Below are 11,048 nucleotides of genomic sequence, written 5' to 3'. Positions count from 1 at the left end.
CGTTCGCGAGGCCGTCGTGGCGCACGCGCTGGCCCACCCAGCCTGGGGCCACCGCAAGGTCTGGGCGATGGCCCGCGCTTGGACTTCTTCGCCGCCGTGGACCCGCGCCCGTGGGCACGCCATCCGCCGCCGTCGGGGATGCGCCCGACCTTCTTCACATCGAGGTGGACCATGTGCCCGGGCCAGTAGGCCCGGATCCGCCGCGGGGTGCGTCGCTGGCCGTCCCCGTCCGGGGCGAGGTCACGCAGCCGGGAGATCCCCAGCCGGTGCAGCCACCGGCCCACCGTGCGCAAACTGATGCGCACTGGGGCGTGGAAGGGTCCGGGGTCCTTCGTCTGCCCGGCTTCCTTCGCCTGCTCGGCGTCGGTGTCGTAGCCGCCGGTGGACAGGTGGTGCCAGATACGACGGGCCGACCACTTCCGACCCCGGCGCAGGGCGTCGATGCGCTCCACCACCTCCGGGGGCGTCTGGGACGGGTTGTCGGCCGGGGTGGAGGGCCGGTCGACCAGCCCGTCCTCGCCCTCGGCGAGGTAGCGGGCGACCCAGGTGGCCACTGTGGGGCGCGAGACGCGGAACTCCTCGGCCACATGGGACTGCGGGATCCCGTCGTCGAGGTGGCGGGCCACCATGCGCAGCCGGCCGGTCGGGGTCAGGGGTGCATTACGGTGGGTCATGAACGGGCTCTCTCGTGTGGATGTCGGTGTAGGAACTTCCATCCTGGGCGAGGAGCCCGTTCCTCATCTCATCGACGCACCCGTGACAAGAACCTCATGACCCACAACAGTTAGCGTGGTGCCGTTCGAGGTGTTCGACAAGAGAATGACTCCGCTGGCGAAGGCGCCCAGCGTCACGATCCAGAGGCGCGGGGTGATCTCGCTGAACAAGGCCGCCCATGATCTGTTAGACAACGCCGAGACGTTGGAGTTGCTCTTCGACCGGGACCGCAGTGTCATGGCCCTGCATCCAGCCGATGACTCGTCCCCGCATGCCTATGCGGTTCGCAGCGGGTCCAAGCGTGGACCTGGGCAGGCCATTGTCTCGGCTACGGCGTTCACGGCCCACTACGGGATCGACACCACCGCCACGAGGCGATGGAAGCCTTTCGTGGAGGACGGCATGCTCTGTGTTGATCTCACCACCGAGGGCGTCGTCATCACCGGCAATCGCACCAAGGACCCCACCGCGGTCGGAACGCAGGACGCCGCCGAGGAGGTTGTCGATGCGCCGATCTCCGATGCGCCGGCCGAGGACACTCCCGACCACAGCTGAGACTTCCCCCTACTGGCACCTCTCCCCTGGCCGGGGAACTGGGAGGACGCAGTCCGCAACGGCTCCACGCGGGGGCTCGGGCAAGCCATCACCTCGACCACGGCGTTCACCGACCACTACGGCATCGACACCACCACGAGACGTTGGAAGCCCTTCATCGAAGGCGAAACTGCAGCACGACACCGGATGCCCCTGAGGCGGGCTCGTGAATCAAGTAGAGGCGAGGTGGCGCAGAGCGCGCGTGGCCGCGTGGTAGCCGGCCATGCCGTGAACTCCGCCGCCGGGGGGCGTGGAGGAAGATGCCAGCCACACCCCGGGGACACCGGTGGCGTATGGGTTGGCCTGTAGGGCCGGGCGGAAGGCCTGCTGGAGTCCGTCGAGGGCTCCCCCTCCGATGGTTCCTCCCACCAGGTTGGGGTTCCAGGCTTCCAAGGCTGTCGGTCCGGTGTCGTGGCGGGCCAGTACCCGGTCGCGAAGGCCGGGGGCGAAGCGTTCCAGCTGATTCATCACACGTTCTCCCGCGCGGGGATCATCGGATCTGAATGGCACGTGGGCGTAGGCCCACATGACGGTGGTGCCCTCAGGTGCCCGGGTGGGATCGATCGAGGAGGGTTGGGCGACCATCACGAAAGGGTGGATGGGCAAGCGCCCGGCTTTGGCTTGTCGCTCAGCGACATTGATCTCCTCGAGGGTGCCGCCGAGATGCACCGTTCCAGCTCGTGCCACCTGCGGGTCTTTCCAGGGGACGGGACCGTCCAGGAGCAGGTCGATTTTGTGCACGGCCGTGCCGTAGCGCCAGCGTCGTAGTGCCTTGCGGTACCGGGTGGGCAGATCGAGGCCTTCCAGGGCCAGCACCTGATGAGGGGTGAGGTCTAGGATGATGAGATCCACGGGTTGGACTGCGCGTAGATCGTGCACGGTGTGGCCGGTGACGATGCGCCCGCCCTGATCGGTGAGCTCGGCCACCAGCGCATCGACGATGGCTTGCGACCCTCCCTGCGCCACGGGCCATCCGGTGGTTTGTGCCGCGGCACCGAAGAGCACCCCAAATGCCGATGTGAGCAGGTGGCTGGGCGGTAGCACGGAGTGGGCGGCGGATCCGGCGAACAGGGCCTGGGTACGACGATCCCGGAACAGGGCCGCGGCCGTGACCGTGGCAGGAGCTACTGCCCGGGCCCCGAAGGCGGCCAGGGCGACGGGATGGGCCGGGATCTGCACCAACGGCCCGAGTACCGAGGTCACCACCTCGTCCCACCGATCTGTGACACCGCGGTGGAGTGCAGCCCATGCTCGCCCATCCCGCCCGAGTCCTTCCGCGGTCCGGTCCAGGTCGCGGTACACCACAGCGGCCTCACCCCCATCCAACGGATGGGCCACCACCACCTCTGGGTGGAGCCAGCGCAGACCGTGACGCTCTAGCTGAAGGTGTCGAAACGCCGGGGAGACCACGCCCAAAGGATGCGAGGCGGCCCCCAAGTCACTGCTGATGTTGTCTCCCAACAGTGGTCCTGACCGGCAGGCCCCGCCGGGGGCGTCCCCCGCTTCGTGGACGATCACCTCCAGTCCCGCCCGCGCCAGCATTACAGCGGCCGTCAGGCCATTCGGCCCCGCACCCACCACCGCCGCCCTATTTGTCCTAGTCACACGACTTTCCTCCCTTCGAATTACCGCTGTTTCATCCTTAAGTGCGAACTGCCATTTCCTCGGTAGGGAGCCGAGAACAGCCTCAAACTAGACGCTCGACCAGTACATTCTCGACTTTAGGCCAGTCCTTCGCGCAACGGTTGACAAAAGTCGGCACGCCAAAGAATCTAGCATTGTCGGAAGCAAGTAGATATTTGCGACGGTGGCACCTATCTGATCTCTTCGATGTGCCATCACGGCAATTCAATTTCTAGATAAAAAGGAAAGTGCCATGAATCCCATCATGACTGTTGAAAACATCATCAACACGTCCGCGATCGATACCACGCCCGGCTTCATGGAGGCCGTCGACACCCCGTCCATGACGACTCCGGCCACGTTCTACGCGGCCCAGTACGCGGTGGTGGGCAGCACGCTGTGCCTGGTCTGCTGACCCGGGGTTCAGCAGAACCCCATCGATCTTCACTCCGCTGACACCGAACGAGAACACTGCGAATGACCCCTGAGAGCCATCCCCCACTGTCGAGCACATTGGCCGGCAAGATCTTGCTCCCCGTAGCCGTCGGACAGGTGCTGGGCGGCCTCGAATCCCTGTGCAGTGCTCAGGAGTACGAACCCAGCGGGTATCTCAGGGGTCATTCACGGTTCCAGACCGGCCCCAGCGCTCTTCCCCAGCGGTTTCGCCGCTTCCTCGACTCGGCCGCTGGAGCCAAGTTGCTCAACTGCGCGACCATCGCAGGGGGTGTACTGGTCCTGAGCAGGCGCCAGGACCGCACGGCGCAGGTGGCCGGCGCCGTCTTGATGGTGGCTTCCAACAAACTGTCCGAGATCCGCACCCCCTACGGGCGGGATGGGGCCGATCAGATGGCTGCCGTGATCCTCAGCTACCGGCTAGCCACGGCGCTGATCCCGGACCGCCATGTCTCCGACGACGTGTTCCTGCGAGCAGTCAATCTGCAGACGTGCATTTCCTATGCGGCCTCCGGAGCGGCCAAGGCCATCTCCAGCACCTGGATGAGCGGGGAGGCCCTGGAGATGGTGCTGAAGACGAACTCCTACGGCCAGTCCTTCACCGCCCAGCAGTTGCACAAACACCCCCGCCTCATGCGGTTGCTGACGTGGAGCACCATCGGGTGGGAGAGCGCGTTCCCCGTGGTGTACCTACTCACGCCTCGGCGCGCCGACCAGGCACTGATCCTGGTGAAGCTCTTCCACCTCGGGGTGGCGCTGACCATGGGGCTGCCACGGTTCTTCTGGGGCTTCTCCGCCTCGCACCATTCCGTTGCCTATGTGATCCAGAAGAGGTACCTGTCCGGTGGGAATTGAGACTCGGGTCGCGGCGCTAACCGCCTTCGCGACAGTGGCCAGCTCGACCGTTGTACGCGCCAAACGGACCGAGGAATTGGCCCGCCGGCAAGGGCTCAAGGGCACACGCCTGCTGCCCGACGGGCAGGGCGGTCACGTGGAATACCTCCTCACCGGCAACCCCTCCTCCACCGAGCCCGTGATCGTGTGCGAGAACGGGCTGGGCGAGCCCCTGGAAGGCTGGGATTGGGTCGAGTTTTTCCTCCGGGAGGACTACCGCATCCTGCGCTACCACCGGAGCAGGTACGGCCGGACCACCAGTTCGTTGCGCCCCGGCCAGCTGATCGAACTACTACTGCGCGCCCTGGCGCCGGAGCATCCGGTGGCCTATGTGGGACACTCCATCGGGTCCTTGGTGATGAGCAACGCCGTGCGCGAATCCGCGCATCTGCGCGCCCGGGTGCGGTCGATCACCATCATCGACGGCACCGATCCCGATCTGCTGGAAACTGACCGCTCCTCGGCGACGAAGGCAGCCAAGTTCCGGCAGGTCACCCGACAACGCCGCCTGGCGGGAACTATCGGCTTCAACTGGTGGGGACCGGACATGATGGCCCGCCAGGTCGCCTATCGCCCCGATGTGCAGAACGCCTACCGACTGTTCATCTCCGACAGCGCGACGTTGCGCACTGCCACCACCGAATACACCACCGAACCCCTCACCGGTCTCACCGACCCTGAAGGCCTCCCGGTGAACCGCCACGTGTTCGGCGCGGCCGACAACGTCATCCAGCAATCCCGGCTGGCCGAGAAGCTCCGTGCTGACCTCAGCATCATTCCCGGCAGCGGGCACCGATCCATCTTGGGCTACCCCGAACACGCCCTGTACCTCACCCGCCTCTTGCGCGAAAGAACGACCGCATGAAAACTTCCCGCCTCATCGAGCACAGCGTCACTTGGGCGCTGATCGGCCATCTGGGGATCACCGTCTTCCAGAACACTCCCGATGCGCACATCTCAATGCTCAACCGCTTCACCTTCGGCTGGACCATTCCGCAGTGGCGATTCTTCGCCCCGAACCCGGGCACCGAAAACGTCCACATCCTCTACCGGCAACAGAACGACGGCACCTGGAGCCCGTGGACCGAGTTGCCCACCCGATACCGACCCACCTGGCACTCCGGGATCTGGAACCCGGGCAACCGCGGCTACAAAGCCCTCTTCGATGCCGCACAACAGCTCATGACCCTCTCCGGCCACGGCGCCACCTTCGAATGGGTCGCCCAGAGCCCGGCGTACAAGCTGCTGGCCGATGTCATCGCCGAACACCTGCGCCCCACCACCGCCGCCGGCACATACCAGTTCATGCTCGCCACCTCCACACCCGAGGCTGGCCCAGAGGGCGTAAAACCGATCCTTACCTCCTTCCCCACCGCGCTGTGACCAATCGTCGGTCCGCCTGATCCCGGAGCCTCGCACATCGATGAGCACTTCCCCGTCTCAAGCACCCATCTTCTCCGCCGACCGGCTGCACCTGCATGTGACCGGATCCGTCAATGCCGCCCTGGTGCCCCACTGGCTCAACTGGTTGCGCATCTTCTACCCCGATCTGACCGTGAGCATGTCAGTCACCCACTCCGCCCTGCGGTTCGTCACCCTCGACAGCCTCCGCCTCCTGTCCTCGGGATCGGTGTGGATCGACGCCTGGGACTCCCCCGATATTCCCTCCGGGGTCCACAACGGGCTAGACGAGGACACCGAGTGCTTCGGCATCTTCCCCGCCACCTTGAACACGACCATGCGCCTGGCCGCCGGACTCAGCGATTCCCCAATGCTGATGGCGTTGCAGCTGACCCGGCGACCGATCGCCGTAGCGACCTCGTTCCCCGGCACCAACCCGCTGATCGACCAACGGCTGGAGGACCTCCAGCGCCGGAACAACATCATCTTCACCCCGCAGGTCCCCGCCTACAGCGTCTCCCAGGACCAGTGGAAAGGCGGCACCGGGTTCTTTATGCCCTTCCTCCTCGAGACCCTGGAAACGAAGCTGAGCGCCCCGGAGACGACCCGCCAGAACCACCCCGCCTAACCGCCGACCGAAACGCCCCAAGGTGTCGCCACCTCGCACCCCGCCAATACCCCCGGGAAAGTGGTGAATCTCGTCCAGATATCCTTCAGACCACCGCCCCACTATTCGCCAGACACCAGAAAATATGCTCCCATGCTTCCCACCACGGCCGCGATGAAATGACCCGTGTCACGCCCAGCCATCCACCCGAACAAGCTCCCCACATTCCCCCGGCATCCTAGAATGGATTCATGCGCAACCACGCTCCCCTGATAGACGTCCACGACTTGTCCTGCGGGTTCTCCGGGTCCGCAGTATGCGGCCCTGTGACCCTGAGCGTGCGCCTCGGAGAGATCGTGGCGATCGTCGGCCTCAACGGCGCCGGCAAGTCCACCGTGCTGCGCACCATCACCGGACGCCAGCACCCTCTGGGCGGGCAGGTGCACTTCGCCGGCGAACCGCGGCAGGAAGGCTCCGCCACCTGGCGGCGTGCAGTAGCCGCAGTGTTCGACGACGACGCCTGGTTCCCCGGGTTGACCGTCCAGGAACATCTGCAACTGGTAGCTACCGGACACGGAATCCCCGACCCCCTCCAGTCGGTCAGACGGGAACTGGCGTTCTTCGGCCTCACCGACCGCGCCCACGCCCTTCCCGATGCCCTGTCCTCCGGCCAGCGCCGCCGCCTACTGCTAGCAGCGGCGTTCATCCGCCCCACCGAGGTCCTGTTCCTCGACGAACCCGAGCAACGCCTGGACCCGGCCATGGTCGCCGCCTTAGCCGACCGACTGATCCAGCACGCCCGCACCGGAGCCTGCACAGTGGTCATCACCCACAATCCCCAATTCCTCACCGCCGTCTCCGACCGGTGCCTGGTCATCGACACCACCGTACGAGAGGTGACCCCTGGCGAAGGCGCCGCACTGATCACCGGAGAACTGCTGTGAGCCCCACGATGACCAGAGGCGCCCAGGCCCCAAAGACCGAGCCCGGCACGACAGCCTTCGACCCTTGGCACAGCGCCCGCACCACCGCCAAACAACGTGCCCACCGGCCCCTGGGCGAACGTCTCACCGACCTCTACATCCGTATCTTCTCCCTGGCCGTAGTCGGATCCATGGCCGCCAGCCTGCTGCAGTTCACCAGCGCAACCACCGCCGGAGCGACCACCTCGTGGCTGCACCACGCCCTGATCACCGGCACCTCCGGTCTGCCCAGTGCCGCCGCGGCAGCCCTGGGGGCGTTCTGCCTGGCCGCATTAGGGGTGTGGGTGTTGCTGGCGACGGGTCCGATCGCCGCCGCCCGAGCAGACCTCGTATGGGGTTTCCAGCTGCCGGTCGACCGGAGCCCGTTCTTGCGTCGGGCACTGACCGGCGTCCTGGCCCGTGGCTTCCTGGTCGCCGCCGCGGCGGCGACCGTGGCGGCCCTGATAATCCTCACCACCACAGGCCCCACTTGGACCCTGATCCCGATGGTCCTCACCATCACCGCACTCGGGCCAGCCGCAGCCGCCGCCGCCGTCATCGCCCAGACACGGTCAACCTCCCATGGCCACACCCACCGCCTGGCCCGGGTGCTGCCGTGGACCGTGGCCGGCACCCTGCTCGGTGGTGCCGCCTACGGCCTCCTCGCCCATTACCTCGCCGACGCACCTGCCTCCCCGGCCCTGAATCTCGCCGCCCTCGGCGGGACGCTGGGCCCCGTCCCCGCCGTGGTGCTGGTCTTGGCCGCGACAACCCTGATCATGCTGCTCCACCGACGGGCCCGCCATGCCGTGACCCGACTGGACTGGCCCCAGCTCGAGGCCAGCGGCGGCAACGCCATGGTTTTCCGCGCCGCCGCCGCCACCTTCGACCTCCAGGACCTCTACCGCGCCCTGATCCAGCTTCCCCATATCGGCCACCCCCCCTCGTCCCTGATCCCGCGCGGGCCCACCCGCCCATGGGTCGCCCTGTGGCGGGCCGAAACCACCGGATGGCTACGCCTGTCCGGCCCACTTCCGCTCTGGCTGGCTGCCCTCGGGGCCATGCTGATGATCGCCACTGTGCCCGGCGCAGGCACCGTCACGGTCCTGAGCGTGGCCCTGTCTCTCACCGCGCTGCTCGCCGCAGACCTCGCCGCCTCAGCCACCCGCACCTCCGCCCTGACTCCAGATGTCGAAGCCATCCTTCCGATCTCCTCCACCGCAGCCCAGATTGCCCGCCTACTCACCCCCTGCCTGGCCATGGCCTTGTGGGGAGCCATCACCCTCGGGATCCTGGGCGCTCTGACCGGAACCGCCCTGCTCACCCTCCCCGGAACCCTCGCCGGCCTGGGACTGGGAGCCACCGCCGCCACCGGCGCACGACGTCCCCCGTTGGACTGGTCCGGGGCCGTCATCATGACTGACTCCGGAGCCATTCCCATCGGCGTCATCTCTCAGCTCACCGCCGCCCACACCTGCGGACTACTCGTTCTCGTGCCCACCCTGATCGCCCTGATCGCCGGCACCATCACGCTCCCCCTGCTCGGCCTCCAAGTTGTCCTCAGCGCCGGCGCCATTATCTGGGCTCTACGCCGTCCCCGCGCCTTCTGACGCCCTCCCGCATCCCTCTTCATGACTCGGCACACCAGGGGGGCATCTGATGCGGCGTGGCAGGCCCCTTTAGAGGCTCATCGCAGTTGAGGTGTAGTCGGGGTCTGAATCCTCCGGTCTCCAGCAGTGATCTGGCGATGTAGTTGGTGAGGTTGCGGAACCCGAGGGCGGACCCACGCAGGTGCTCGAGTCGACCGTTGATCGCCTCTGTGGGCCCGTTGGAAGTGCCGGGCCGGTCGAAATAGGCCAGGACGTCGGCGGCCCGGCTCTTGAGGGTCCGTCCGAGTTTGCCCAGCTCGGTGAGGGCGGCGGCCCCGGCGCTGCGGTAGGGGTTCCCGCCGGTGTAGCCGGGAGGCGGACCAAGTTGCGTGCGGCCCGGCGCACGCCGCTCGCGAAGTCGCGGGAATGACATTTAACTCTGCGAGAAGGCGGCCATTTATCTCCACTGATCACAGTTCGCCACCACAAACTTCGACGGACGAGGCGTCTCGCATCCCATACGATACGAGACACCGCTCTGGACTGCGCCAGGCAACGTAACCGGCCAGGCTCAGCCTGGATGCGCCGATGTTGAGGGGTCCGGTGGGTGAGTCCTGACAGACGAATGCCCTTCTTGCTTGGGACGATGGGAGTTCTTCAGGCTTCCACGTCACCCAGCAGAAGGGCACCCGATAGTGCGAGTCTCCCACAGCTTCTCGGCTGATTTCGATGACCCCAACCTCGTGTCCACCGCCGGCCTTCTCCCGGTGATGGGCCTGGCCGAGGACGCCGGGCTGCACGAGCTCCTCGCCGACCGTGTGAGCGTGCCGGGTCCGGCCGGGGCGAACGCCGCCGTGAAGATCCCCGCCCTGGTGGCGGGCATGGTCGCCGGGGCCGACAGCATCTCCGACATGGGCTTGCTGCGCCACGGCGGAATGGGACGGCTCTTCACCGCCGGCCGGGCCCCGACCACGTTGGGCACGCATTTGCGGGCCTACACCTTCGGTCACGTCCGCCAGCTCGACGCGGTGTCCTCCCGGCTGCTGGCCAACCTCGCCGACCGGGTTCCGGGTCTGGTGGCCGGTGCCGATCAGGTCGCCTACCTCGATGTCGACGACACGATCCGCCAGACCCACGGCTACGCCAAGCAGGGCACCGGCTACGGGTACTCCGGGGTGCGGGGACTCAACGCGCAGCTGGCCACGCTCTCGACCCCGACGGTGGCGCCGGTGATCGCCGCCACCCGCCTGCGTCGGGGTTCGGCGGCCTCGGCCCACGGGGCGCCGCGGTTGATCGCCGAGGCGGTGGCCACCGCGCAGAAGGCCGGGGCCACGGGGACGATCACGGTCCGGGCCGACTCGGCGTACTACAACCGCGACGTGGTCGCCGCCGCCCGCACGGGCGGGGCACGGTTCTCGATCACCGCGCGGATGGACCCGGCCGTGACCGCAGCCATCTCCCGCATCCCCGAGGAGGACTGGGTGGGCATCGAGTACCCGCAGGCCATCTTCGACGAGCAGGAGGGCCGGTGGATCTCCGACGCCGAGGTCGCCGAAATCCCGTACACCGCCTTCACCTCCCGCCGGAAGGCCGAGCACGTCACCGCGAGGTTGATCGTGCGCCGGGTGAAGCGCCTGAACCCCGCCGGCGCCCCGGTCGGCCAGGACGAGCTGCTCACCGCCTACCGCCACCACGCGGTGTTCACCGACTCGTCCCTGGGCATGCTCGAGGCCGAGGCCTCCCACCGCGATCACGCGATCGTCGAACAAGTCATCGCGGACCTGAAGAACGGCCCGCTGGCGCACCTGCCCTCGGGGGTGTTCACCGCCAACGCCGCCTGGCTGGTCTGCGCGGCGATGGCCTTCAACCTCACCCGCGCGGCCGGAGTCATCGCCTCGAAGCGGCACGCACGAGCCCGGACCGCCACGATCCGCGCCCAGCTCATCCAGGTGCCGGCCCGGATCGCCAACCACGCCCGGAAGTGGCGGCTGCACCTGCCCACCGCCTGGCCCTGGCAGAGCGCGTGGGAGAGCCTCTTCGACCGCGCCCACGCAACCGCTACCGCAATCGCCTGACGCGCTACCCCCGACCGCACGAGCGAGGACCCCCAGTGGAAAAGCCGGGCAGACCGGCGACCCCCTGTCGCGCGTCAGACTTTGTGGCAGGGGTAGTTAGTTGCTGATCCAGCCCCTGAAGGAGAGTCTGAGAACC

Annotated in this window: 11 protein-coding genes and 1 pseudogene; 9 read left to right on the top strand and 3 right to left on the bottom strand. The window is 67.2% G+C overall.

What is annotated here, in order from left to right; translation table 11 throughout:
* Nucleotides 1-674: helix-turn-helix domain-containing protein (locus tag QYM41_RS17280; protein WP_368801010.1), on the bottom strand; the 674-nt coding region annotated here is incomplete at its 3' end.
* Nucleotides 675-792: 118 nt separating this feature from the next.
* Between QYM41_RS17280 and QYM41_RS17275 the strand changes: the two genes are divergently transcribed.
* Nucleotides 793-1,269: a hypothetical protein gene (locus tag QYM41_RS17275; RefSeq protein ID WP_368801009.1), complete on the top strand. Its 477-nt coding sequence runs from the start codon at nucleotides 793-795 to the stop codon at nucleotides 1,267-1,269.
* A gap of 210 nt (nucleotides 1,270-1,479) precedes the next feature.
* On the opposite strand, the gene QYM41_RS17270 is transcribed toward QYM41_RS17275, so the two are convergent.
* Nucleotides 1,480-2,886, bottom strand: a complete 1,407-nt coding sequence (locus QYM41_RS17270; RefSeq protein WP_368801011.1) for a phytoene desaturase family protein — start codon at nucleotides 2,884-2,886, stop codon at nucleotides 1,480-1,482.
* Nucleotides 2,887-3,184: 298 nt separating this feature from the next.
* Between QYM41_RS17270 and QYM41_RS17265 the strand changes: the two genes are divergently transcribed.
* The 7 genes from QYM41_RS17265 (at nucleotide 3,185) to QYM41_RS17235 (ending at nucleotide 8,858) form a co-directional block, all read left to right on the top strand.
* Nucleotides 3,185-3,346, top strand: coding sequence for a cypemycin family RiPP (locus QYM41_RS17265; RefSeq protein WP_368801008.1), 162 nt, complete (start codon nucleotides 3,185-3,187; stop codon nucleotides 3,344-3,346).
* Between the two features lie 62 nt (nucleotides 3,347-3,408).
* Nucleotides 3,409-4,239: an HTTM domain-containing protein gene (locus QYM41_RS17260; RefSeq protein WP_368801007.1), complete on the top strand. Its 831-nt coding sequence runs from the start codon at nucleotides 3,409-3,411 to the stop codon at nucleotides 4,237-4,239.
* The gene (locus tag QYM41_RS17255) at nucleotides 4,229-5,143 is read left to right on the top strand and encodes an alpha/beta hydrolase (RefSeq protein ID WP_368801006.1); all 915 of its coding nucleotides are present in this window, start codon (nucleotides 4,229-4,231) and stop codon (nucleotides 5,141-5,143) included. Before QYM41_RS17260 ends, QYM41_RS17255 begins: the two co-directional genes overlap by 11 nt.
* Complete coding sequence (locus QYM41_RS17250; RefSeq protein ID WP_368801005.1) at nucleotides 5,140-5,661, top strand: hypothetical protein; 522 nt, start codon at nucleotides 5,140-5,142, stop codon at nucleotides 5,659-5,661. The genes QYM41_RS17255 and QYM41_RS17250 overlap by 4 nt, the downstream gene beginning before the upstream one ends.
* A 40-nt stretch (nucleotides 5,662-5,701) precedes the next feature.
* Complete coding sequence (locus QYM41_RS17245) at nucleotides 5,702-6,307, top strand: flavoprotein (protein WP_368801004.1); 606 nt, start codon at nucleotides 5,702-5,704, stop codon at nucleotides 6,305-6,307.
* A 230-nt stretch (nucleotides 6,308-6,537) separates the two neighbouring features.
* Complete coding sequence (locus QYM41_RS17240) at nucleotides 6,538-7,230, top strand: ABC transporter ATP-binding protein (RefSeq protein WP_368801003.1); 693 nt, start codon at nucleotides 6,538-6,540, stop codon at nucleotides 7,228-7,230.
* Nucleotides 7,227-8,858, top strand: a complete 1,632-nt coding sequence (locus tag QYM41_RS17235; protein WP_368801002.1) for a DUF6297 family protein — start codon at nucleotides 7,227-7,229, stop codon at nucleotides 8,856-8,858. The genes QYM41_RS17240 and QYM41_RS17235 overlap by 4 nt, the downstream gene beginning before the upstream one ends.
* A gap of 19 nt (nucleotides 8,859-8,877) precedes the next feature.
* Here QYM41_RS17235 and QYM41_RS17230 read toward each other — a convergent pair.
* Nucleotides 8,878-9,180: pseudogene (locus tag QYM41_RS17230) on the bottom strand (transposase); the annotation flags it as partial.
* 352 nt (nucleotides 9,181-9,532) lie between these two features.
* Between QYM41_RS17230 and QYM41_RS17225 the strand changes: the two are divergent.
* On the top strand, nucleotides 9,533-10,912 hold the full coding sequence (locus QYM41_RS17225) for an IS1380 family transposase (RefSeq protein ID WP_368801001.1): 1,380 nt from the start codon (nucleotides 9,533-9,535) through the stop codon (nucleotides 10,910-10,912).
* Nucleotides 10,913-11,048: the final 136 nt, after the last annotated feature.

Origin of the sequence: Kocuria oxytropis (genome assembly GCF_040981195.1) — a bacterium.
GTDB classification, from domain to species: Bacteria; Actinomycetota; Actinomycetes; order Actinomycetales; family Micrococcaceae; genus Kocuria; species Kocuria oxytropis.
Note: the sequence above shows the minus strand (reverse complement) of the source record. Positions and strands in the feature narration are given on the sequence as shown.

Bases quoted from the DNA above. Each gene is read 5' to 3' on its own strand.
- QYM41_RS17265 (WP_368801008.1), top strand. From the start codon at position 3,185: ATGAATCCCATCATGACTGTTGAAAACATCATCAACACGTCCGCGATC.
- QYM41_RS17260 (WP_368801007.1), top strand. From the start codon at position 3,409: ATGACCCCTGAGAGCCATCCCCCACTGTCGAGCACATTGGCCGGCAAG.
- QYM41_RS17250 (WP_368801005.1), top strand. From the start codon at position 5,140: ATGAAAACTTCCCGCCTCATCGAGCACAGCGTCACTTGGGCGCTGATC.
- QYM41_RS17245 (WP_368801004.1), top strand. From the start codon at position 5,702: ATGAGCACTTCCCCGTCTCAAGCACCCATCTTCTCCGCCGACCGGCTG.
- QYM41_RS17240 (WP_368801003.1), top strand. From the start codon at position 6,538: ATGCGCAACCACGCTCCCCTGATAGACGTCCACGACTTGTCCTGCGGG.